Source organism: Desulfocurvus sp. DL1XJH-121 (genome assembly GCF_054819825.1).
Genome location: NZ_JBTVWW010000005.1, coordinates 111,573 through 133,062, shown reverse-complemented (window position 1 = coordinate 133,062; position 21,490 = coordinate 111,573). Strand labels below are relative to the sequence as shown.

Genomic DNA, 21,490 nt, shown 5'->3' with positions numbered 1-21,490 from the left:
CCGGGGCTTATATACGCTGCACGTAACTCAGTCGCAGGTCCCTGCCGCCTTGCGCGTCTCGGACCGCTCGGGAAACGCCATGAACACGAAACGCATCCTGGAGCTGCTTTCGCTGCTGGCGGACGCGACGGTTTCCGTTTACGGCCGCACATGCGAAGCGGCCGTGTACGACCTCGGCGCGCCGGGCGGCGGCTTGGTGCATGCGGCCGGAAACGTCAACGGCCTGGGCAAGGGCGCGCCAGCGCCGCGCCAGGTGCTCCAGGCCCTGGCCGAGCACGGCCGCGACATCCCGGACAGGCTGGCCTTCGCCGCGACCCTGGAGGACGGACGCAGGATATCCTGCACGGCCCTCCTGGTCCGCGACAACGCGGGCGAAGTCGCGGCCTGCTGGTGCATCACCCGCGACATGACCGCGTTTTTGTACGCCCGCGCGGCGCTGCACGAATTCAGCATGGGCCGTGGATTCCAGGAGACCAGGAACGAGACCTTCGCCCTGGCCCTGGACGAGACCGTGCAATCCCTGGTCCTGTCCTGCGCCGCCCGCAGGGGCAAGCATCCCTCGGCCCTGGCCCGGGACGAACGCCTGGCCCTGACCCGGGAACTGGACGAACGCGGGGTCTTCGGCATGCGCGGGTCCGTGAAGGCCGTGTCGGCGTGCCTGGGCGTGACCCGCTACACGATCTACAACTATTTGAAAATCGTCAGAAAACAACCCCGGGTTCAGCCCGGGCACAAGGAGTAGAAAATGAAGGAAATTGTCTCCACCGACGCCGCTCCGGCCGCAGTGGGCCCCTATTCCCAGGCTGTGAAGGCCGGAGGATTCGTGTACGTGTCCGGGCAGCTGCCCGTGAACCCCGCCACCAAACAGATGGTGGACGGCGACATCCAGGCCGCCACCGCCCAGGCCCTGGACAACTGCAAGGCCGTGCTGGCCGCCGCCGGTTCCTCCATGGACAAGGTGGTCAAGGTCACGGTGCTCATGCGCGACCTGGCCGACTTCGCGCCCATGAACGAGATTTACGCCGGGTACTTCACCTCCGAGGCTCCGGCGCGCGCCGCTTTCCAGGTGGCCGCCCTGCCCCTGGGCGCGCCCATCGAGATCGAGCTGGTGGCTCTGGCCTAAGGCCGCACGGCCCCGGCCGCGAAATGAAAAGCCCGAGCCTTGCGGCCCGGGCTTTTTCACGTTCAATCGAGGATGGCCGGGCTACCAGCCGCGCTCCGTGAGAATGTCGTGGATGGCGTCCTGGTCCTTCTTTTCCAGGAGCACCAGCTTCTTGGCGCTGGCCCGTTCGATGCGCTCCATGAGCTCGTCGATGTGCGCGGGCTTTTCCAGCACGTCCAGGGCGCCCAGCTTCATGGCCTCGATGCCCTTCTCCACGGTGGCGTGGCCCGTGAGCAGGATGACCTGCAGCTCCGGGCGGGCCTCCTTGAGATCCTTGAGGAACTCCAGGCCGTCCATGCCGGGCATCTTGAGGTCCAGGACGACCACGTCCACGGCGCGGGCCTTGGCCACGGCCAGGGCCTCGGAGGGATCCGCGCTGGCCGAGACCTTCAACCCCCGGGCCTCAAGCCGCTCGGTCATGGTGTCCAAAAAATCCTTCTCGTCGTCAACCAGCAGCACCTTGTTGCTCATGGCGCTCCTCCTAGTCGTTATTGTGCGTCGTCATGGCCGCCCAGATCCCCCAGGACCAGGGTCAGCGTCGTGCCGTCGCAGGTCACGCGGGCGCCCAGCGCCCGCAGCAGCTCCGAAGCGGCGTCTTCCGGAAACGAAACATTGTCGGCCAGGCCCGTCAGGCGCACCTCGGCCCCTCCAGTCGCGGCGGCCACCTCCACGGACACGGAACCGGACGCGGCGTTGTCCAGGGCCAGGACCAGGCAACGGTGCAGGATGTCGGCCAAGAGGAAGGGCCTGGTGCGCAGGGGGACCTCCCCGGCCGCCGGGGCCAGGGTCAGCTCCACCTCGCGCTGGGCCGCCAGGCGCCCGTGCAGGGCCACGGCCAAGGCCGCGTCCTCGGCCAGGTCCACGGCCAGCACCGGATGGTCCGCGAGATGGGCGAAGCGGTTCAGGTTGCCGATGACCTGGTTGGCCTTGGCCACGTGGCGCGCGATGCGCTCCGAGGCGATGGCCAGCATGGCCGAGTCCAGGGGCCTGCCCCGCTCGGCCATGGCCAGCAGGTCCTGCATCAGCCCGGCGTTCTCGTTGATCATGGCCAGGGAATTCTTCAATTCATGGGAGACGGAGGCGCAGATGGCGCCGAAAAAGGCCAGCCCCTCGGGTCCCAGTACGTCCCAGTTCCCGCTCATTTTCCCTCCTTCCCGCTGCCGTCTGCGCCACGGGCGATGCGCCGAAAGGTCTCCTCCAACACCTCGATGGGCACGGGCTTGATGAGATAGGCCTCGCCGCATCCGGCCCCGGCCTTGAAATCGTTGGCCGAGCCGTGGCCCGTGAGGAACACGCCCCGGGTGCCCGGGCTGATCTCCCTGATCCTGGCGTAGAGGTCGATGCCGCCCATGCCCGGCATCTTCACGTCCAGCACGGCCACGTCGTAGCCGCGCTCCGCCACCAGGGCCAGAGCCTGTTCGCCGCTCACGGCGAAATCCGTCTCGTAGCCCCGCAGGCCGAGCCGTTCGGCCAGGGCGGCCACCAGCTCCCGTTCGTCGTCCACTAATAATATTCGCATGAGTCCTCTTCCTTGTCCGCGCAGGTCAGGGGCAGGTCGATGGTGAACACCGTTCCCCCGCCCTCGGCGCTCTCGACCCTGATCTCGCCTTCGAGCTTGCGCACCAGGCCGTAGGTTATGGACAGGCCGAGCCCCGTGCCCCCTGAGTCGCGCTTGGTGCTGAAGAAGGGCTCGAAAATTCTCTTGCGGTCCGCCTCGGCGATGCCGCAGCCGTTGTCGCGCACGAGCATGCGGATGCCCTGCCCGTCCTCCGGGGCGCTGGCGGTGATCTCCACCCTGCCCTGGCCGTCGGGCACGGCCTGGAAGGCGTTGTTCACCAGGTTGAGCAGAATCTGCTGCAGCTTGCCCCGGTCGCAGACGAACTCCGGCAGGTCCTCGGCCACGTTCACGACGATCTCGATGCCCCGGTACCCGGCCTCCTTGTGCAGGAAGCTGAGGACCTCCTCCACAACCTCGCGCACGTTGATGCGCTCCACGCTGACATTGATATGCCGGGCGAAGCCCAAGAGGTGCTTGGTGATGTTGCCGCAGCGCTCCACCGAGGACAGGATGCCGTCGGCCAGGGGCGCCAGGCGGGAGACGTCCAGGTCCGCCCCGCCGTAGGTGATGAGGTCCTTCATCAGCCCGGCCTTCTCGCCGATGACGGCCAGGGGGTTGTTGACCTCGTGGGCCACCCCGGCGGCCAGACGGCCGATAGAGGCCATCTTGTTGGAGTGCTCCATATGGTGCAGGGCCGCGGCCCGGTTCTGGTCCGCGATGTAGACCATGTTCACCAGGGCCGTGGAGACCATGCTCACCACCAGCATGATGATCACGAGGCTGGCGATGAACAGGCCGAAGTGCTCGCGCCGGGTCTCGTACCACGGGGAGAGCAGCTCGTCGCGCGACTTGACCACCATGAGGATGAAGGGCGAGTCCGCGATGTAGGCGTAGCCGATGATCAGCCCGTCCTCCAGGTCCGGGGCCTCGAACACGTCGGTGTGCTCGGCGTACGGCGGCACGGGCAGGGCCACGTCCGAGAGCACGTCGCCCCGGTGCTTGGAGGGCGTCTGCAGCACCCCCTGGCGGTTGATGATGAAGGAGTCGCCTCCGGACAGCAGGTCCAGGTCCGCCAGGCTGTTGAAGCGCCCGGTGTCCAGGGTGGCGCGCAAGAGGTAGAATCCGCCCCCGGGCAGGTCGTGGCGCACGGCGATGACCAGATGCGGCAGGTTGCGGTATCCCAGGAACACGTTGCTGATGTAGCGGCCCTCGTTCACGGACTGCACGAACCAGGGCTGGTCGGCGTAGTGCTTGCCCTGCAGGGAAAAGGGCCCGGCGTAGGCCACCTGCGTGCCGTCCCGGTCGATGATGCCCAGGTCGGCCACGCCGCCGAGGCTGTTCTGCAGGTCCGTGAGCAGGTGCTCCAGGACCTCGGGGGAGCGCAGGTTGTCGTAGGTGCGCTGGCGCTGGATGAACCTGAGGGCGTTGATGCGCTCCTCCAGGTAGAAGGACACGGAGCGCCGGGCGTTGGACACGATGCGCGAGGTGCGCAGCCGCACCTCGCTCTCCACGGCCCGGCGGGCCACCTGGTAGTCGATGACCGTGAGGGTGATGAGCGGCACCACGGAGGACAGGGCCGTGAGCAGGATGGCCCACATCCAGGCGCGCCTGTAGTTGAACAGGCTCCTGGAGGGTTCTTCCGCGTCGGGGTGGTGGGCCCAGAAACGCGGGAAGATGAAGTCCTTGAGCGCCATGCCGCCTCCCTACTTGCCGTTCTTCCTGGAACGGACCAGTTGGTTGGCCTCGCGCAGGGTGCGCGAGAGCACCTCGATGTCCACGGGCTTGTGCAGGTAGGCGAAGGCCCCCAGCTCCATGCAGACCTTGCGGTCCTCGTCGGACCCGTGGCCCGTGAGGATGATGACCTCCACGTCGGGGTTCTCCCGCTTCACGCGGCGGAGCACCTCGATGCCGTCGATGCCGGGCATCTTCAGGTCCAGGATCATGACCTCGGGCTCGTCCTCGCCCATCATGTCCAGGGCGCTCTTGCCGTCGTAGACCACGTGGGAGCCCACGTCGCGCATCTCCAGGCGCTCGGACAGGGTCTGCACGAACTCGCGCTCGTCGTCCACCAGGAGCACCTTGGAGGGCATCTCGAAGTCCACGCGGCGGTAGATGTCCGACTGGTAGAAGCCGCTGCCCACCTTGACCTCCACCTCGCGCACCCCGTCCACGGCCTGGGCCGAGGTCCGCAGTTCCTCCTCCAGGCGCGAGAGCAGCATCACGTTCTTGTGGATGGTCAGCTCCACGCGGCCGTCCGAGGCGGCCACGGCCACGTCGTGGCCCTCGCCCACAAGGTGCACCTCGACCTTGGCGGCCAGGAGGAAATCCTGCACGGCCCTGGCGGACGCCTCGCTCACGCGCAGGGGGTCCTTGGCCAGGTTCTCCAGGATCAGCCGGGCGGCCTCGTGGTCCGTCTTGCCGCTCATGGGAATCAGGATGTCGTACAGGCCCGCGCTCCAGGGGTCCTTCATGCTGTAGACCGTGTCGGTCCAGGCCGCGCAGTCCTCGTCCCGGGTCCGGATGCGCTTCATGGCCTCCTTTTCCGAGACTCCCGAGGCCGAGGCCAGGTCCAGGCGATGGCGCACGTCGGCGATGAGGCAGACCCTCAGGGCGTGGGTCACGGAGGGCGGCACCAGCAGGCCGGTGAACCCGTCGAAGACCAGGCCGTCCCCGGCCAGGGCCTCGGCCACGGCCAGCTTCAGCCAGGCCACGGCGCGCTCCCGCTCCCTGTTGAACTTGTTGAAGACGGACGTCTTGGAAGTCAGGGCCCGGGCCACCTTGTCCTCGGCCAGGCCGGACAGGCGGGCGGCCGCGGCGACCAGGTCGCCGTCGCCCAGGCGCCGGTACCCCGTGGTGGAGAGCACCTCTTCCACCACCCCTTCCTTGCCGCAGAATATGCCGCTGAAAACGCTGATGACGGACATGGGTCCTCCACTTTTTAGACGTTGTAGCACACGGAGGTCAGGGGGCAGTTGGCCTCGTCGCCGGCCTGGTGCGCCGCGTGGTGCACGGCCTTGAGGGCCCGTTCCGTGCTGGCATGGACATGGTCCTCGCCGATCTTCTCCAGAAGGTGGGTGCGCCGAAGCACCTGCATCACCGACTCGTTGGCACCGGACAGGGAGATGTCCACCCCGGCCTGGCGGCAGCGGTCGATGACCAGGGACAGCGTCTCCTCGCCCGAGGCGTCCATGTCGTTGACGCCGCTGGCCACGAGCACGATGTGCCTGAGCTTTTCCTTCATGCGCATGCGCTCGGTGATCTTGTCCTCGAGGAAGCTGGCGTTGGCGAAGAACAGCGGCCCGTCGAAACGGATCACGTCCACGTACTCGCACTCCATGAGGCAGTACTCCTCCGCGCAGCGCAGGGCCTCGTCCTCGGCCAGGGACAGGGAACGCACCCTCGGGCGCATGCTCTTGTACAGGAACACGCCCAGGGACAGGACCACGCCGATCATGATGCCCTTGTCCAGGTGCGGGGCGAACGCCAGGGTGGCCACGAAGGACAGCACCGAAATGGCCCCGTCGTACCACTGGGCCTTCCAGGCGTGCACGAAACCCGAGACGTTGAGCAGGCCGATGACGGCCATCATGATCACCGCGGCCAGCACGGACTGGGGCAGATGGTACAAGAGCGGGGTGAAGAACAACAGCACGATGACCACCATCACGCTGGTGAACACGCTGGACAGGCCCGTGACGGCCCCGGCCTGCAGGTTCACGGCCGAGCGCGAGAAGGAGCCCGAGGACGGATAGCTGCGGGTCAGCGCGCCCAGGATGTTGGCCAGGCCCTGGCCGATGAGCTCCTGGTTGGGGTCCAGGCGCTGCCCGGTCTTGGCGGCCATGGCCTTGGCGATGGAGATGGCCTCCATGAAGCCCAGCAGCGAGATGATGGCCGCGTAGGACAAGAGATGCATGATGATGCCCATGTCGAAGGACGGCACCGTGAAGGCGGGCAGGCCCTTGGGGATGCTGCCCACCACGGCCCCGCCGCCCATGACGGTCAGGGACGAGGCATCCAGGGGCTTGTTGCCGACCTTGATGCGCCAGGTGCGGCCGTCGGTCTCCGTGCCCGCGGGCAGGGAATCGCGCTCCACGAGCTCCAGGCCCCGGCCGCCGGTTTCCAGGCCCGTGAAGAGCATGGCCCGCAGCTTGGTGCGGCTCTCGTGGGCGGCCTCTTTGAGGGCGGCGATCTGGTGGTTCACGCTCATCAGGTCGTGTTCCGCGTCGTTGGCCTTGTCGAAGTCGCCCAGCATCTGGGCCTGGGCCAGGGAGGCGTTGATGGAGGTGCGCTGCCCGGCCAGTTCCTCCAGGCCCAGGGTCGCGGAGTTGAAGTCGGTCACGGCCCTGTGCGCGGCCTCGGAATGGATGGCAGCGATCTCCACCTTGGCGTCGTGCTGGAAATTGAGGCCCCAGGACATGGCCGTGGTCACCACCACGGCCACCAGCACTGCGGGCAGCTTGGGCGAAATGCGCTTTAAGCCCCACATGATCAGGAAGGCCAGGACGCCCATGCCCAGGGTGGGCCAATGGGTGTACTGCGCGGCCGACTCCACCACGCGGATGATGGTCTCGTAGTGGTGCTCGGCCTTGTCCACGTACACGCCGAACATCTTGGAAAGCTGGCTGGAGGCGATGATCAGGGCCGCCGCGTTGGTGAAGCCGTTGACCACCGGGTGGGACAGGAAGTTCACCACCAGGCCCAGGCGCAGGATGCCCAGGGAAAGCTGGAACAGGCCCACCAGGATGGCCAGGAGGATGGCGTAGGCGATGTAGCCCTCGCTGCCCGCGGCGGCCAGGGGTTCCAGGCTGGCGGCGGTCATCAGCGAGACCACGGCCACCGGGCCCGTGGCCAATTGGCGGCTGGAACCGAACAGGGCCGCGATCATCGGCGGCAGGAACGAGGCATACAGGCCGTAGTAGGCGGGCAGGCCGGCCAGCTGTGCGTAGGCCATGCTCTGCGGAATGAGAACCAGGGCCACCGTGATGCCGGCCACGGCGTCGAGCTTGAACTTGGCCGCGCCGTAGCCTTTGAACCAACCCAGGAAGGGCAGAATCTTCGTCAACATCCGTTGTTCACCCCTTGCGGTTGTCCGTTGGCCAGGATCTTCCTGGCGGAAACGAGCATTTCGTTAAACAGGGCGCCCGCGTCGTACAGGCGGTAGTTCTTGAACCGCACCAGGCCGTCCACCATGGTGAACAGGACCATGGCCACCTTGCGCTCATGCACCGGGCCGATGCTGCCGTCGGCCCGCCCCTGGGCCACGGCCCGCTCGAACACATCCACGAGGCAGTTGTAGATGGCCTCAAGGTGCTCCCGGCAGACGTCGTTCTCCAGGGCCAGCATATAAGGATAGTGGCGGTGCAGCAGAAGAAAGGCGTCCTCCAGGGTGCCCGCGAGGTACAGGTAGTACCCCAGGACCCCCTCCACGCGCTTCATGCCGTCGGAGAATTCCTGCTCGGCTTCGAACGTCTCGAAGTGCTTGAGGATCTCCCTGCGCACGGAGCGGAGCACCGCGAGGAACAGTTCCTCCTTGGTGCGGAAGTGGTAGAAGATGGTGCTCTCCGCCACCCCGGTCACCTCGGCCAGCTCGTGGGTCGAGGTGTCGGTGAAGCCCTTGTGGGCGAACATCCGGGTGGCGGCGAACAGGATCTTGTCCTTGCGCTTCATCAACCCTTTCTCCTTGGAACTGAGTGATTACTCAGTTTTCTGAAAAGTAGCTCTATAAAAAGTTCCTGTCAAGGCCCCTTCCTGAAAATCATAGCAAAGTAAATCAGATGGTTAGACTCGTTCTGGGAAAAATGTCACAAAGCGGGGGCGCAAAAACTGACCATCCACTCAGTTTTTGGAAGCGCCAGGGGGAGAGGTCGAAAAAGGCAGGGGCCGCGCCCCGAAAACGGGATGCGGCCCCTGGCCGACAGAGACTATCTTGAAACGGATTCCGCCGCAGGCGGAGCCCGTCTAAAGGTCCTGCATCATCCAGACGACGCGTCCGATGACGCGGTCCTTGTATTCCTCGAAGGTGAAATACTGATCCGCGTGGTCCTGGTTCTCGGCCCTGAGGACGAAACGGGTCTTGTCCGCCTCCAGGAACACGCGGCGCACCACCAGGCCCTCGAAGGGCACCAGCACGCCGTAGACCTCGCCGGAAAGCACCGTGGCCTGGTCGCGGTCCAGGCCCACGAAGGCCCCGCGCCGGATCAGCGGCTCCATTCCCGAGCCGTCCATCTTGACCACCAGGAGGGACTTGCGGTCGTAGGCCTTGGGGACGGACAGCTTGCCAGCGCTCACGGGCTTCCACTGCCCGGACTCGTCCGCGCCGCTGGCCATGGCGTAGTAGGTCACCACGGTGGCCGAAGCCATGGGATCGCCATAAGGGGATGCCTCTTCGCGCACGATCTCCGAAAGCGCGGGCTGGTCGAAAGGCTGATAGCCCTCCTTGGTCTTGATGTAGCGGGGTCCCCGGCCGAAAGCCAACCAGTCGGGGTTCAGCCCGTACTCACGAAACAGCGTCAGGTACCAGTCCGCCGGGACGGAATCCCTGCGCTTGGCATCGGAGATGCTCGACTGCCTGATGCCGAGGACGGCAGCTAGTTCGACCTGGGTGCGAGTGCTGGTTGCTTCTTTGATGCGGTCCACGACAGAGCTGAAGCCTTCTCCGTATGTCTTGCCAGACTTGCCCATGTTCACACCTTTGTTCCTTCCCCCTGGCGGCGCTGTGTCCTCGTCAAAGGCAGCCGCATGGCCCGCCAGGGCACGTAAACAGTAAGAGACTTAACTGGTCCCACCCCGCCGGCGACATTGTTCGCCGGGAGGCTCTTCCTTGCGCACCCGCCCCGGGATTCTGCGCCGGACAGGGAGGAAACCTATCGCTCCCGCCAGGCGCGTCTTCCATACCGGACACGCTGCCAAAAAACCGTCCGCCGAGAGGGCCATCCGGGTCCGAAACCCGCTGGCCGCGCCCATTGCGGACGTCCACCATAAAAAAACGCACTGCGGGAAAAAGGGCCCCGGAAGGGCTCCCCGATGGAAACCGCCATCCCCTGCGGTTCATCAGGACCTTTTTCCTCAGCGCGACAAAGTGGACACTGAATATTTTATTCAAGCAGGTTTGTATGTCAACAAATATTCCCATAGCAAAACAATTGCGTTCGCATAGAGTGCCCCGATGCGCCCGCCCCGGGCCGAGAAAAAGGGCCCGCCCCCCGGCGGGGGGACGGGCCCTGGACATGATTGGGAAACCGGGCCTCAGCGCAGATAGCGGAAGAACTCGCTGTCCGGGGTCAGGATGACCCGGGTGTTGTCCTTGAAGCTCTTCTCGTAGGCCTCCAGGCTGCGCTGGAAGGAATAGAAGTCCGGCGACTGCTTGAGGGCCTCGGCGAAGATGCGCGTGGCCTCGGCGTCGCCCTGGCCGTGCAGCACCGCCGACGTGCGGTCCGCATCGGCCAGGATGAGGGTCTTTTCCTTTTCGGCCGTGGACTTGATCTTGGCGGCCTCCTCGCGGCCCTCGGAACGGTACTGCTTGGCCTGGCGCTCGCGCTCGGCCCGCATGCGGCCGAAGATGGCCCGCTCGTTCTCCGAAGGCAGGTCCGTGCGCTTGATGCGCACGTCCACCATCTCGATGCCATAGTCCTTGATCAGCACCGAGGACTTGGCCGAGACCTCGGCCATGATCTGGCCGCGCTTCTGGGCCACGATCTCGGCCAGGGTATAGCGGCCCAACGCCACGCGCAGCTGGGCGTAGACGATGTCGTCCAGCCGGGCCAGGGCGCCGCGCTCGTCGCGCACCGTGCGGTAATACTGCAGCGGATCCACGATGCGGTACTTGGTGAAGTTGTCAACGATCATGTTCTTCTTGTCCTTGGTCAGGATCTCCTCGGGCTGGGCGTCATGCTCCAGCACCCGGGAGTCGAAGAACAACACGTTCTGGATGAAGGGTTTCTTGAAGTGCAGGCCCGGGCCGATGATGCCGCCCGTGGGCTTGCCCAACTGCAGCACGATGGCCTTCTCGGTCTGGTCCACGGTGTACATGCTCTGGAAGCCCAGCACCAGGAGCGCGAACAGGATGATAAGCAGGGTTCCGGTCTTTTTCATGGCCATCAGTTCTGCCCTCCCTTGGGCTGGGCGCCCTGCTGGCGGAGCCCCTTGGCCGCCCGGTCCAGAGGCAGGTACGGCACGGCGGAATTCAGGGCCTTGCCGCTGATGATGATCTTCTCCAGATCGGGGTTGGACAGGATCTTCTCCATGGTGTCCAGGTACATGCGCTTGCGCGTCACGTCCTTGGCCTTGTTGTACTCGGTGAGCACCGAGAGGAAGCGCGCGGCCTCACCCTTGGCCAGGCGGATCTTGCTTTCCTTGTAGGCCTCGGCTTGGTTGATCTTCACCGCGGCCTCGCCGCGCGCCTTGGGCATCAGGTCGTTGCGGAAGGCGTCGGCCTCGTTGATGAACCGGCTGCGGTCCTCGCGGGCGCTGGCCACGTCCTTGAAGGCGTCCACCACTTCCTTGGGCGGGTGCACATCCTGGAGCTGCACGGCCAGGATGTCGATGCCCGACCCGTACTTGTCCAGGATGTCCTGCATCTGGTGGCGGCACTCGTTTTGGATGGTCAGCTTGCCCGTGGTCAGCACGGAGTCGATCATGTTGTAGCCCACCACCTCGCGCATGGCCGCCTCGGCCACGCTCTTCACGGTGGAGTGCTGCTCCTTCAGGTTGAAGAGGAAGAGCACCGGGTCCTTGATCTTGTACTGGACGATGAACTGCACATCCACGATGTTCTCGTCCCCGGTGAGCATCAGGGATTCCTGGGGCACGAGCCGGGCCTGCTGGGAGAACTCCGCACGCCCCACGCTCTTGAAGCCCACTTCCACGCGGTGGACCTTGGTCACCTTGGGCTTGACCACGGTCTCCAGGGGCATGGGCCAGTGATAGTGCGGCCCGGGCCCGGTCTGGGCCTGGAAGGCCCCGAAGCGCCGCACCACGCCCACCTCGTCCGGGCCCACGATGTAGATGCCCGAACCGAGCCAGAGCAGCACGATGATGAGCAGCACCAGCCTCCAGGCCGGGAAGCCCACATTGCGGAATTTCTCGAAATTGACATTCAGGTCGCCCAGGTTCGGGCCGCTGGGCCCGCCTCCGGATGGTCTCTGCCGTCTTTGCTGTAGTTTGTCCCAATCCCAATTCATAATGACTCCATGTAAGGCCCAGGCCTGGCGCGGTCAAGGCGCAACCGCCCGCCGCTCCCGGAAACCTTGCGTCTTTTTTCCGCCGTGGTCCTGTGGTACAGATGATCCTGGACGGGCGCGCCCGCGCCGGAGACGGTGCAAAACGCGCCGTCCGCAAATCATGAATACCATACTGGAGGACGGATGAAACCCGTTAACAAGGAAATATTCAGGGCTTATGACATTCGCGGCGTGGTGGACAAGGACTTCGACCCCGAGTGGGTGGAGGAGCTGGGCCGGGCCTGTGGCACGTATTTCCTGTCCAAGGGCCACAACCAGGCCATGGTGGGCCACGACTGCCGCCATTCGTCGCCCGAGTACCAGGAACGCATGATCCAGGGGCTGACCTCCACGGGCGTGGACGTCATCTACCTGGGCATGGTGGCCACCCCGCTGTTCTATTTCGCGGTCAAGAAGCTGGGCAAGAAGGCCGGGGTCATGATCACGGCCAGCCACAACCCGCCGGAGTTCAACGGCTTCAAGGTCTGGGCCGGGGAGACCACCATCCACTCCGAACAGATCCAGGAAGTCTGGCGCATCATGGACTCCGGGAAATTCGCCACGGGCGGCGGCACGGCCTCGCACCACGACATCGAACCCTCGTACCTGGACGACCTGGCCGCGCAGGTGACCCTGCCCCGGCCCGTGAAGGTGGTGCTGGACGGGGGCAACGGCGCGGGCGGCCTGGTCTGCGCCAAGCTGCTCCGGCGCATCGGGGCCGAGGTTATCGAGCAGTACACCGAGCCCGACGGCAGCTTCCCCAACCACCACCCCGACCCGGTGGTGCCCAAGTACATGCAGGACCTCATCCGCCGCGTGCCCGCCGAGGGCGCGGAGCTGGGCGTGGGCCTGGACGGGGACGGCGACCGCATCGGGGTCATCGACGAGAAGGGCCAGATGATCTTCGGGGACCAGTTGCTGGCCATCTACGCCCGGGACATCCTCTCCCGCCACCCCGGGGCCACCATCATCGGCGAGGTCAAGTGCACCCACCTCCTGTACCAGGACATCGAGGCCCACGGCGGCGAGCCCGTGATGAACGCCACGGGCCACTCCCTGATCAAGGCCCGCATGCAGGAGACCGGGGCTCTCTTGGCCGGGGAGATGAGCGGGCACATGTTCTTCGCGGACCGCTACTACGGGTTCGACGACGCCCACTACGCGGCCCTGCGCATGGTGGACATCGTGGCCCGCCACGCGGGCGCGCCCGTGTCCGGCATGCTCGCGGACTGGCCGGCCACCTACAACACCCCGGAAATCCGCCGCGACTGCCCGGACGCCGTGAAGTTCGACGTGGTGCGCCGCGCCCAGGAGTTCTTCAAAAAGGACTACGACGTCATCGACGTGGACGGCGTGCGCATCGTGTTCCCGGACGGCTGGGGCTTGCTGCGGGCCTCCAACACCCAGCCCGTGCTGGTGCTGCGCTTCGAGGCCGAGAGCCCCGAGCGCCTGGAGGAGATCCGCGCGGTCATCGAGGAGCCGCTGGCCCTCTGGATCACCGAAATGACGGCAGGCCGCCCATAAACAGCGATCTGCGGCGTCGCTTCGCTGCTGCGAACAGTGCAAACCCTCGCGTATTGGGATACGCGTCGGGCTTGCACTGTTCTTGCGCCTTGCATCTCACTGTTTTTGAACGGCCCGCGGGACAAGTGCCGTCTGAACCGCGCCTTGACGGCCCGAGGGGCGGCACGTAGATTTCCCCCTTATTTCGGGCGCATGACGGTGCGCCCGCAGCACGCGAGGACCAAGCATGCGTTTCAATCTCCTGCCCAGGAACAGGGAAGAGTCCAGCGGGGCCCGCTTTTTGCGGATGATGCTCCTGGTCTGCGTCTTTGTGGGCGTGGGCTGGCTCTACACCCTGCACTTCGACAACGCCCTGGAGGACATCCAGAGCCGCTCGGCCGTGCTGGACAAGTCCGGATCCCTGTCCACGGAGCAGAAGGCCCAATTCCGCGAGATGGCCAAGCTGTTCCGCGACGAGCTGGGCCTGGACCTGGTGCTGCGCGTGGCCGAGGGCACGCCCGAGCCTCCTGATCTCAAGGCCAAGAGCCTGTACCTGGGCGTGGACACCGCGTCCCGGCGGCTGGTGGCCGTGTTCCCGCCCTGGGTGGAGAACACCCTGGGCCCGGACTTCGAACAGACCCTGAACGATGAAATGCAGCCCTTTTTCGAATCCGACTCCTGGCCCACTGGGCTGATGCACACCCTGCAGACCATCTGGGAGCGCATGACCGGACTCTCCCCCGCAAAGGAAGGACAATGACCGACGACAAAACCGTGACCATCTACACCGACGGCTCCTGCCTGGGCAATCCCGGCCCGGGCGGCTGGGGCGCGGTGCTCATCTGCGGCGAGCTGCGCAAGGAGCTCAGCGGCGGATTCAGCGGCACCACCAACAACCGCATGGAGCTGACCGCGGTCATCGAGGCCCTCGAGGCCCTCAACGGCGGCCGCAAGGTGATCCTGCACTCGGATTCCAAGTACTTCCTGGACGCCATCCGCCAGGGCTGGCTCAAGAACTGGAAGCGCAACGGCTGGAAGACCGCGGCCAAGAAACCCGTGAAGAACCAGGACCTCTGGCTGCGCCTGGACCCGCTCCTGGCCGCGCACGACATCGACTACGTGTGGGTCAAGGGCCACGCGGGCAACGTGGAGAACGAGCGTTGCGATGTGTTGGCCCGCACACAGGCGGCCAAACCCGGCCAACCCAAGGACCCCGGGGCGTAAGCGCACCCCGTCAGCCCCTTTCCTGCGCGCACACGAGAAAGGCCATGGGCAAGAAAAACCACTCTTCCGCATCCGCCGACCCCGACCACCGCGAGAACGCCGAACAAGCGCCCTCCTCCGGGCAGCGGGCCCGGGAGGCCGCGCTGCGCCTATACCGCCTGGAGCCCCCCAGCGGTGAGGACCTGGCCCGCCTGGCCCTGGAACAGGCCATGGCGCTCACGGACAGCCAGTTCGGCTATCTCGGGGAAGCCGGGAACAGGCCTGGGCGCGTGCGGGTCCTGGCCAGCGCGCCCCGGGGCGCCCTCACCTGGGGCGACGGAAATGGGCCCGGCTGCTTTTCCTGCGCGGACGTCCCCTTCTGGGACCTGGCCCTGCGGGCCGGGGAGCCGCAGATCCACAACGACTGCTCCGGCCCCGGCGGAGCCGGGACCGCGATCCTGGGGCACGCCTTCGTGACGCGGCACCTGGCCGTGCCCGTGCTGGAGGGCGGCGACGCCGTCTGGTTCTGCGGGCTGGCCAACAAGCGGTCCGACTACCTCCCCCAGGACGCGCTCGCGGTCCTGGGCCTCATGCGGGACGCCCGGCGCGCCCTGGAGATGGGCCAGGCCAGGGCGGACTACCGGCGCACCCATCACGAGATGGAGAACCTTCGCAACCATCTGGAGGCCGTCTTCAACAGCATCCCCGACGGCATGGTCACCGTGGACCTGGACATGCGCATCCTGACCTGCAACGAGGCCTTCTGGAAGATGAGCGGCACCGTGGCGGTCCAGACCCGTGACAGGCACATCGCCGAAATCCTCAGCGGGGATCCCAACCCCTTTGTGGACGTCCTGCAGCAGACCCTGTCCCTGGGACGCTCGGTCAAGGACTTCCAGATCGGCTACGCCTTCCCGGGCGAAACTCCGGCCAAGCGCCTGGAGCTCAACGCCACGCCCCTGGTCAACGCCTCCCACGAATTCTGCGGCGCGGTGCTGGTGATCAAGGACATCTCCCGCCTGGTCTGGCTGGAGCACGAGCAGAAACGCCGCCTGGGCTTCGGCAAGATCATCGGCCGCAGCCCCCAGATCCAAAAGGTCTTCTCCCTGATCCAAAGCCTGCAGGAAGTCATGTCCACGGTCCTGGTCACCGGCGAATCCGGCACGGGCAAGGAGCTGGTGGCCGAAAGCCTGCACTACAACAGCCCGCGCAAGAGCAAGCCCATGGTCTGCGTGAACTGTTCGGCCCTCACGGAGAACCTCCTGGAAAGCGAACTCTTCGGCCATGTGCGCGGGGCCTTCACCGGCGCGTTGCACGACCGGGTGGGCCGCATCCAGACGGCGGAGGGCGGCACCCTGTTCCTGGACGAAATCGGGGACATCTCCCCGGCCGTGCAGCTCAAGCTGCTGCGCTTCCTGGAGACCAAGGAGTTCGAACGGGTGGGCGAATCCCGGCCCATCAAGGCCGACGTGCGCATCATCGCCGCCACCAACGCCAACCTCTGCGCCAAGATCCAACAGGGCGACTTCCGCGCGGACCTCTATTACCGCCTGAACGTGATCAAGATCCACATCCCGCCCCTGCGCGAGCGCAGCGGGGACATCCCGCTGCTGGTGGAGCATTTCATCGATTTCTTCAACAAGACCTTCGACAAGCGCGTGCAGGTGGTGACCCCGGAGGTCATGAAGCTGCTCATGGAGCACCCCTGGCCGGGCAACGTGCGGGAGCTCAAGCACTGCGTGGAGCACGCCATGGCCGTGTGCGACGGACGCATCATCCACGCCAAGGACCTGCCCGGATCCATGATCGAGTCCGCCGAGGCCGGGGCCGGCGCGGCCCGGCGCCCCGCCGGGCCCGACAGGCCCTCGCGGGACGAGCTGTTGCGCGTCATGGAGAAATCCGGCTGCAAAAAGGCCCGGGCCGCCAGGGCCCTGGGGGTCAGCCGCACGACCCTGTACCGCTGGCTGCGCGAGCTGGGCGTCTGAGCCCCGCGCGCGCCGCGAGAGTGTAACCCCGAGTTACAGTTTTCCCGGGCAACCGCCCGTCCCCCCTCCTCTTCTTCCCGTCCGGCGCCCCGCCCGGGGCCTGTCAGCGCCCGGCCGCGCTCCGCGCAGGGGCCATTGTGTAACCCAGGGTTACACTTTCTGTAACGCGCGGCCATCACAGTAACACTTCCCCCTGTACAGCTGAATGAGTCAATTCAATTATTCAAGCTAGTTATCTGACATATCTGCTTGGCACCCTTCTTGAAGCCCGGTCCTCAAACTCGCGAGGATTCGGGCATGAAACACGTTACGGTTCTCGAATTTCTGACCCCGGCCGGGTTCAACGAGCTCATCGCTTCGGAAAGAGGCAACGTGATCTGTGCGCTGCTGCACCCCATCCACCTCACAAACAGGGTCTTCCAGGACCTGATCACCGTGGCCGAGACCTACGGCCAGGACCAGCTCAAGGTCAAAGTGTTCGACCCGGAGTTCCTGGACTACTTCTCCAACCAGCTGAAGATTCCCGGCGCTCCCGCCTATCTGCTCTTCTTCGCCGGCCTGGAACAGCGCCGGTTCCTGGGCATCGCCGACCTGGGCGACCTCAGGGGGCTGCTGGCCGGGCCGGCCGTGGACGTCAGCTACAACCACGCAACAATCTAACAAGGATGCCGAACATGCTTTCGAAAAAGACACGATCCAAGGAACAGGCGGCCCAGGGCGGCGCCACGCTGAGCAGGCGGGCCATGCTCGCCAGCGGCGGGGCCATCCTCGGCGCGGCCGTGCTGGGCGGCGTGCAGGCCCAGGCCGCCGGCCTGGGGCGAAGCATGCCCGTGAGCAGGAATGCCCTGCCCCACACCAAGTGGGACATGGAGTACGACGTGATCATCATCGGCAGCGGCTTCGCCGCCCTGTCCGCGGCCATCGAGGCCAAGCGGACGGGCGCGGAGGTGCTGGTGGTGGAGAAGATGCGCGTGCTCGGCGGCAACTCGTGCATCAACGGCGGGCTGTTCGCCGTGGCCGGTAACGACCTGCAGAAAAAGGAAGGCGTCAAGGACAGCATCGACCTGATGATGGCCGACATGCTCAAGGCCGGGCGCGGCATCAACCACACCGAACTGACCCGCATCGTGGCCGAGGGCTCCTACGACGCCTACCGCTTCGTGACCCAGTGCGGCGCGGTGTTCAAGCCCAAGCTGTCCTGGATGGGCGGCCATTCCGTGCCCCGCACCTACCTGACCCACAACGCCTCGGGCTCGGGCATCGTCCGGCCGCTGGTGAACACGGCCAGGGCCGAGGGCGTGACCCTGCGCACGGGCTGCAAGGTCGAGGAGTTCATGGTCGACGACGACGGCCGCGTCATCGGCGTGCGCGTGCGCGACGACTACAGGTTCCCGGACGAGGCCAGCGGCCAGGAGCGGCTGTTCAAGGCCCGCCGGGGCGTGGTCATGGCCACGGGCGGCTTCAGCCAGGACGAGAACTTCCGCGCGGCCCAGGACCCGCGCCTGGCCGGCAAGGTGGACAGCACCAACCAGCCCGGCGCCACGGCCGAGGCCATGCGCGCGGCCTTCCGCATCGGCGCAATCCCGGTGCAGATATCCTGGATCCAGCTCGGCCCCTGGGCCTGCCCCGACGAGCAGGGCTTCGGCACGGCCTCCATGTTCAACATCCAGTCGGGCTTCCGCTACGGAATCATGGTGGAGGGCAACACGGGCAAGCGCTTCGTCAACGAACTGGCCGACCGCAAGACCCGCGCCGACATCATGCTGACCAAGGTGGACGCCCAGGGAGCCCCGGTCTACCCCATCGTCCTGGCGGACAGCGAAGGCGTCAAGGCTTGCCCGACCCTGGACAGGTGCCTCAAATACCAGGTGGTGCGCAGCTTCCCGACCATCGAGGAGCTGGCCGCCCACTACGGCATCCCGCCCCAGGGCCTGAAGACCACGGTGGAGAGCTACAACTCCTACGTGGCCAAGAAGACCGACCCTGAATTCGGCAAGCCCGTGGCCACGGCCACGCCCATCGACAAGCCCCCGTACTACGCGGTTCGCGCCTGGCCCAAGGTCCACCACTGCATGGGCGGCGTGCAGATCAACGCCTCCGCCCAGGTCCTGCACTCCGAGGACTTCAAGCCCATCGCCGGGTTCTTCGCCGCGGGCGAAGTGACGGGCGGCATCCACGGCGCCAGCCGCCTGGGCAGCTGCGCCGTCACCGAGACCCTGGTCATGGGCCGCAGGGCCGGAAAGTACGCGGCCAGCAACGAACCCGTCAGCCGCTGACGCGGCCAGGACGCGCCGCGGGCCCGGCCCCGCGGCCCAGTTAACCGACACCGAACGAGGAACCATCATGAAGAACATATCCACACGCCGGATCATCGCTCTGCTCGGGGCGTGCATCTGCCTGATCGCGCTCCTGGGGGGCGGGACGCTGGCCCAGACCAACGCCCAGGACAAACCGCCCCTGGCCGAGCAGGCCATGAAGGACAACTCCCTCAGGGAAAACCTCCTCTACTGGGCCTCCGACAAGATCTACGGCCGGGTGGGCCTCAAGGACTACCACAAGAAAATCCACCAGAACGGGGCCAACTGCGAGCTGTGCCACGGGGTCAAGGAACCCACGGGCCCGGCGGACACCAAGAACTGCTCCAACTGCCACGGCACGCCCGCGGACGTGGCCAAGCTCTGGGAGACCAAGCACAAGGACGACAAGGAGCACACCATCAACCCGCACGACTCCCCCCATTGGGAAAAGGACATCCCGTGCGACATGTGCCACCGGGAACACGGGCAGTCCAAGCTGTACTGCAAGACCTGCCACCACTTCGAATACAAGGTCCCGTGAGCGCTGGAGCGCATGGCGTACACACATGAGAGGAGAATATGAATGTTCCGTTCACTGATATCCATCATCTCCACAGCGCTGCTCATCGCCACGATGATGCCGTGGACATGCTCGGCGCTGGCCGAAGACGGCGCGGCCGGGGGAACGTCGCAGAAGACCCTGCACGAACTCGCCGGGGAACAACGCGCCAAGGCCGGCAAGGACAACGAAAAGTGTTTTTCCTGCCACGGAAAGGAGGAACTGCAATGGAAGACCCAGCACGGCAGGACTCTTGATCTGCACGTGCCCCGCGACTTCTACGCGCGCTCCGTGCACGCCGGGCAGTCCTGCCAAAGCTGCCACGAGGGCGCCGACGCCAAGGCCTTCGAGCAGGCGCCGCACAACTTCAAGGACAAGCTGGCCAAGGATTGCCTGTCCTGCCACGGCAAGATGTTCGGCGACATCGAAGCCCAGTTCGCCAACAGCGTGCACGTCCGGGAGCTGAAGAAGAAGAACAAGGAATACCGCTGCAGCTTCTGCCACGACCCGCACATGACGGCCAAGAAGGAATCCATCCGGGCGATCAAGGCGGACATCGCCTTCTCCAACAACAAGTGCCTCAAATGCCACACGGACAAGGAAGGCTTCGAACGCCTCTCCGGCAAGCGCATGCTGGACCAGGACCTGGCCCACAGCATGATGCTCAACAAGAACATGCACTACTCGGCCGTGCGCTGCGTGGACTGCCACAGCGCGGGCCAGGGCGCGCGCATGCACGAAATCCTGCCCAAGAAGGATTCCCTGCGCGACTGCAACGTGTGCCACAGCGAAAAATCGGCCCTGAACACGACCCTGTACGTCTCGCGGGACGAGCGCAAGGCGTTCTCCATGCTGGGCAAGGGCCTGTTCGACGACGCCGAGCTCGTCAAGACCAACGGCCAAATGATGAAGGAACGCGAGGGACGCCCGGATTCGCCTTACGGCTTCATGAACGCCGGGTTCCTGGACGGGATGCTGGTCATCGGCGCCACCCGGGACAAGGCCCTGGACGGCAGCTTCGGCAACCTCCTGCTGGCGGTGCTGGCCCTGCTCGCGGCCCACGCCTGCCTGCGGATGGTCTCCCGGAGAGCGGCCCACGCCGGACCGGGCGGGGTCGCGTTCAGCGAAGACGCCGTGGTCCATCCCCTGACCCTGCGCATCTGGCACTGGATCAACGCCCTGCTGATCCTGGCCCTGCTGGCCTCGGGCTTCAGCCTGCACTACAGCGGCGGAGCCGGCTCAATGGGCCTCCAGGCCCTGGACGCCCTGCACCGGGGGCTGGGAGTGGCCCTGGCCGCGTGGTGGATCTGCTTCCTGCTGCGCTCCCTGGCCACCGGCGACGTGATCCAGTACTGGCCGCTGAAGAAGGGCTTCGCGGACAGGGCCGCGGCGCAGGCGATGTTCTACGCCTGGGGCATCTTCCGAGGCGGGGAGCATCCCGAACACGCCACCCGCGGCCACAGGCTGAACGCCCTGCAGCAGATCACGTACTTCGCCCTGATGTACGTGGCCCTGCCGCTGCTCCTGATCTCGGGCCTGGCCCTGTTCGCCCCGGATTCGCTCCCGGAGAAGGTCTTCGGGGCCGGAGGGCGGCAGACATGCGTCACCCTGCACGTGTCCCTGGCCTGGCTGACCCTGGTCTTCCTGATCGGGCACGCCTACCTGGCCACCACGGGCGAGGGCGGCCCCCTGAGCCTGCTCAGGAGCATGTTCACGGGCAAACCCAAGGGCGACGACTAGAAACCCCAACAACGGGCGGCGCGGGAAGGCACACTTCCCGCGCCGCAGCTCAGCTCCTCCTCAAACACGGAGCCCGGCGCACCCAAGCGCCGGGCTCCGTCGCATTTTCGGGCCCGGCGGCCGAAAATCCCGAAGGCTGGAGCCCGCGCCAGCCGAGATATCCAGCTTTGGTTTTGCCGGGGTATCTTGGTGTGTTGTGCCTGCGTGTGGGGGAACAGGGAGGTTGGAGGCAGGGACCAGGCGTCTCTGCCCCCCCTTGCCTCCC

The 21,490-nt window shown here is 66.0% G+C and carries 20 protein-coding genes; 10 read left to right on the top strand and 10 right to left on the bottom strand.

What is annotated here, in order from left to right; genetic code table 11:
* The first annotated feature begins 79 nt into the window (after positions 1-79).
* Both ACYYG1_RS05490 and ACYYG1_RS05485 read left to right on the top strand, forming a co-directional pair.
* Positions 80-742: a helix-turn-helix transcriptional regulator gene (locus ACYYG1_RS05490; protein ID WP_461209280.1), complete on the top strand. Its 663-nt coding sequence runs from the start codon at positions 80-82 to the stop codon at positions 740-742.
* Positions 743-745: 3 nt separating this feature from the next.
* Positions 746-1,123 carry a RidA family protein gene (locus ACYYG1_RS05485; RefSeq protein WP_461209279.1) on the top strand — a complete coding sequence of 126 codons (378 nt, stop codon included), beginning with the start codon at positions 746-748 and terminating at the stop codon, positions 1,121-1,123.
* Between the two features lie 81 nt (positions 1,124-1,204).
* On the opposite strand, the gene ACYYG1_RS05480 is transcribed toward ACYYG1_RS05485, so the two are convergent.
* From ACYYG1_RS05480 to hflK, 10 genes are all read right to left on the bottom strand, one after another.
* Positions 1,205-1,633, bottom strand: coding sequence for a response regulator (locus tag ACYYG1_RS05480; protein ID WP_461209278.1), 429 nt, complete (start codon positions 1,631-1,633; stop codon positions 1,205-1,207).
* A gap of 17 nt (positions 1,634-1,650) precedes the next feature.
* The gene (locus tag ACYYG1_RS05475) at positions 1,651-2,304 is read right to left on the bottom strand and encodes a sensor histidine kinase (RefSeq protein WP_461209277.1); all 654 of its coding nucleotides are present in this window, start codon (positions 2,302-2,304) and stop codon (positions 1,651-1,653) included.
* A complete protein-coding gene (locus tag ACYYG1_RS05470) occupies positions 2,301-2,681 on the bottom strand; it encodes a response regulator (protein WP_461209276.1) in 381 nt (126 codons plus the stop codon). The genes ACYYG1_RS05475 and ACYYG1_RS05470 overlap by 4 nt, the downstream gene beginning before the upstream one ends.
* On the bottom strand, positions 2,666-4,414 hold the full coding sequence (locus tag ACYYG1_RS05465) for a sensor histidine kinase (protein WP_461209275.1): 1,749 nt from the start codon (positions 4,412-4,414) through the stop codon (positions 2,666-2,668). Before ACYYG1_RS05465 ends, ACYYG1_RS05470 begins: the two co-directional genes overlap by 16 nt.
* Before the next feature lie 9 nt (positions 4,415-4,423).
* Complete coding sequence (locus tag ACYYG1_RS05460) at positions 4,424-5,644, bottom strand: response regulator (protein WP_461209274.1); 1,221 nt, start codon at positions 5,642-5,644, stop codon at positions 4,424-4,426.
* Between the two features lie 14 nt (positions 5,645-5,658).
* Positions 5,659-7,785 carry a SulP family inorganic anion transporter gene (locus tag ACYYG1_RS05455; protein ID WP_461209273.1) on the bottom strand — a complete coding sequence of 709 codons (2,127 nt, stop codon included), beginning with the start codon at positions 7,783-7,785 and terminating at the stop codon, positions 5,659-5,661.
* Positions 7,779-8,387 (bottom strand): TetR/AcrR family transcriptional regulator, encoded by a 609-nt coding sequence (locus ACYYG1_RS05450; RefSeq protein ID WP_461209272.1) that lies wholly within the window; start codon positions 8,385-8,387, stop codon positions 7,779-7,781. Before ACYYG1_RS05450 ends, ACYYG1_RS05455 begins: the two co-directional genes overlap by 7 nt.
* Before the next feature lie 291 nt (positions 8,388-8,678).
* Positions 8,679-9,356: a LexA family transcriptional regulator gene (locus ACYYG1_RS05445; RefSeq protein ID WP_461209271.1), complete on the bottom strand. Its 678-nt coding sequence runs from the start codon at positions 9,354-9,356 to the stop codon at positions 8,679-8,681.
* Between the two features lie 609 nt (positions 9,357-9,965).
* Positions 9,966-10,811 carry a protease modulator HflC gene (gene hflC, locus ACYYG1_RS05440; protein ID WP_461209315.1) on the bottom strand — a complete coding sequence of 282 codons (846 nt, stop codon included), beginning with the start codon at positions 10,809-10,811 and terminating at the stop codon, positions 9,966-9,968.
* Between the two features lie 5 nt (positions 10,812-10,816).
* Entirely contained in the window at positions 10,817-11,899 is a 1,083-nt protein-coding gene (gene hflK / locus ACYYG1_RS05435) for an FtsH protease activity modulator HflK (protein WP_461209270.1), read from the bottom strand.
* A 183-nt stretch (positions 11,900-12,082) separates the two neighbouring features.
* Here hflK and ACYYG1_RS05430 point away from each other — a divergent pair, with 183 nt between their 5' ends.
* From ACYYG1_RS05430 to ACYYG1_RS05395, 8 genes are all read left to right on the top strand, one after another.
* Complete coding sequence (locus ACYYG1_RS05430; RefSeq protein ID WP_461209269.1) at positions 12,083-13,462, top strand: phosphomannomutase/phosphoglucomutase; 1,380 nt, start codon at positions 12,083-12,085, stop codon at positions 13,460-13,462.
* 226 nt (positions 13,463-13,688) lie between these two features.
* Positions 13,689-14,201, top strand: a complete 513-nt coding sequence (locus ACYYG1_RS05425; protein WP_461209268.1) for a hypothetical protein — start codon at positions 13,689-13,691, stop codon at positions 14,199-14,201.
* Positions 14,198-14,665 (top strand): ribonuclease HI, encoded by a 468-nt coding sequence (gene rnhA, locus ACYYG1_RS05420; RefSeq protein WP_461209267.1) that lies wholly within the window; start codon positions 14,198-14,200, stop codon positions 14,663-14,665. The genes ACYYG1_RS05425 and rnhA overlap by 4 nt, the downstream gene beginning before the upstream one ends.
* 44 nt (positions 14,666-14,709) lie before the next feature.
* On the top strand, positions 14,710-16,629 hold the full coding sequence (locus ACYYG1_RS05415; RefSeq protein ID WP_461209266.1) for a sigma-54-dependent Fis family transcriptional regulator: 1,920 nt from the start codon (positions 14,710-14,712) through the stop codon (positions 16,627-16,629).
* A 297-nt stretch (positions 16,630-16,926) separates the two neighbouring features.
* Complete coding sequence (locus ACYYG1_RS05410; protein ID WP_461209265.1) at positions 16,927-17,289, top strand: hypothetical protein; 363 nt, start codon at positions 16,927-16,929, stop codon at positions 17,287-17,289.
* A 14-nt stretch (positions 17,290-17,303) separates the two neighbouring features.
* On the top strand, positions 17,304-18,905 hold the full coding sequence (locus ACYYG1_RS05405; protein WP_461209264.1) for a flavocytochrome c: 1,602 nt from the start codon (positions 17,304-17,306) through the stop codon (positions 18,903-18,905).
* A 67-nt stretch (positions 18,906-18,972) separates the two neighbouring features.
* The gene (locus ACYYG1_RS05400) at positions 18,973-19,467 is read left to right on the top strand and encodes a cytochrome c3 family protein (RefSeq protein WP_461209263.1); all 495 of its coding nucleotides are present in this window, start codon (positions 18,973-18,975) and stop codon (positions 19,465-19,467) included.
* A gap of 42 nt (positions 19,468-19,509) precedes the next feature.
* On the top strand, positions 19,510-21,225 hold the full coding sequence (locus ACYYG1_RS05395; protein WP_461209262.1) for a cytochrome b/b6 domain-containing protein: 1,716 nt from the start codon (positions 19,510-19,512) through the stop codon (positions 21,223-21,225).
* Positions 21,226-21,490 lie beyond the last annotated feature (265 nt).

Excerpts from the sequence above, each read along its gene's own strand:
- rnhA (WP_461209267.1), top strand. The coding sequence starts at position 14,198 with ATGACCGACGACAAAACCGTGACCATCTACACCGACGGCTCCTGCCTG.
- ACYYG1_RS05470 (WP_461209276.1), bottom strand. The coding sequence starts at position 2,681 with ATGCGAATATTATTAGTGGACGACGAACGGGAGCTGGTGGCCGCCCTG.
- ACYYG1_RS05475 (WP_461209277.1), bottom strand. The coding sequence starts at position 2,304 with ATGAGCGGGAACTGGGACGTACTGGGACCCGAGGGGCTGGCCTTTTTC.
- ACYYG1_RS05460 (WP_461209274.1), bottom strand. The coding sequence starts at position 5,644 with ATGTCCGTCATCAGCGTTTTCAGCGGCATATTCTGCGGCAAGGAAGGG.
- hflK (WP_461209270.1), bottom strand. The coding sequence starts at position 11,899 with ATGAATTGGGATTGGGACAAACTACAGCAAAGACGGCAGAGACCATCC.
- ACYYG1_RS05405 (WP_461209264.1), top strand. The coding sequence starts at position 17,304 with ATGCTTTCGAAAAAGACACGATCCAAGGAACAGGCGGCCCAGGGCGGC.
- ACYYG1_RS05395 (WP_461209262.1), top strand. The coding sequence starts at position 19,510 with ATGTTCCGTTCACTGATATCCATCATCTCCACAGCGCTGCTCATCGCC.
- ACYYG1_RS05455 (WP_461209273.1), bottom strand. The coding sequence starts at position 7,785 with ATGTTGACGAAGATTCTGCCCTTCCTGGGTTGGTTCAAAGGCTACGGC.
- ACYYG1_RS05485 (WP_461209279.1), top strand. The coding sequence starts at position 746 with ATGAAGGAAATTGTCTCCACCGACGCCGCTCCGGCCGCAGTGGGCCCC.
- ACYYG1_RS05415 (WP_461209266.1), top strand. The coding sequence starts at position 14,710 with ATGGGCAAGAAAAACCACTCTTCCGCATCCGCCGACCCCGACCACCGC.
- ACYYG1_RS05490 (WP_461209280.1), top strand. The coding sequence starts at position 80 with ATGAACACGAAACGCATCCTGGAGCTGCTTTCGCTGCTGGCGGACGCG.
- ACYYG1_RS05430 (WP_461209269.1), top strand. The coding sequence starts at position 12,083 with ATGAAACCCGTTAACAAGGAAATATTCAGGGCTTATGACATTCGCGGC.
- ACYYG1_RS05450 (WP_461209272.1), bottom strand. The coding sequence starts at position 8,387 with ATGAAGCGCAAGGACAAGATCCTGTTCGCCGCCACCCGGATGTTCGCC.
- ACYYG1_RS05465 (WP_461209275.1), bottom strand. The coding sequence starts at position 4,414 with ATGGCGCTCAAGGACTTCATCTTCCCGCGTTTCTGGGCCCACCACCCC.
- hflC (WP_461209315.1), bottom strand. The coding sequence starts at position 10,811 with ATGAAAAAGACCGGAACCCTGCTTATCATCCTGTTCGCGCTCCTGGTG.
- ACYYG1_RS05425 (WP_461209268.1), top strand. The coding sequence starts at position 13,689 with ATGCGTTTCAATCTCCTGCCCAGGAACAGGGAAGAGTCCAGCGGGGCC.
- ACYYG1_RS05480 (WP_461209278.1), bottom strand. The coding sequence starts at position 1,633 with ATGAGCAACAAGGTGCTGCTGGTTGACGACGAGAAGGATTTTTTGGAC.
- ACYYG1_RS05410 (WP_461209265.1), top strand. The coding sequence starts at position 16,927 with ATGAAACACGTTACGGTTCTCGAATTTCTGACCCCGGCCGGGTTCAAC.
- ACYYG1_RS05400 (WP_461209263.1), top strand. The coding sequence starts at position 18,973 with ATGAAGAACATATCCACACGCCGGATCATCGCTCTGCTCGGGGCGTGC.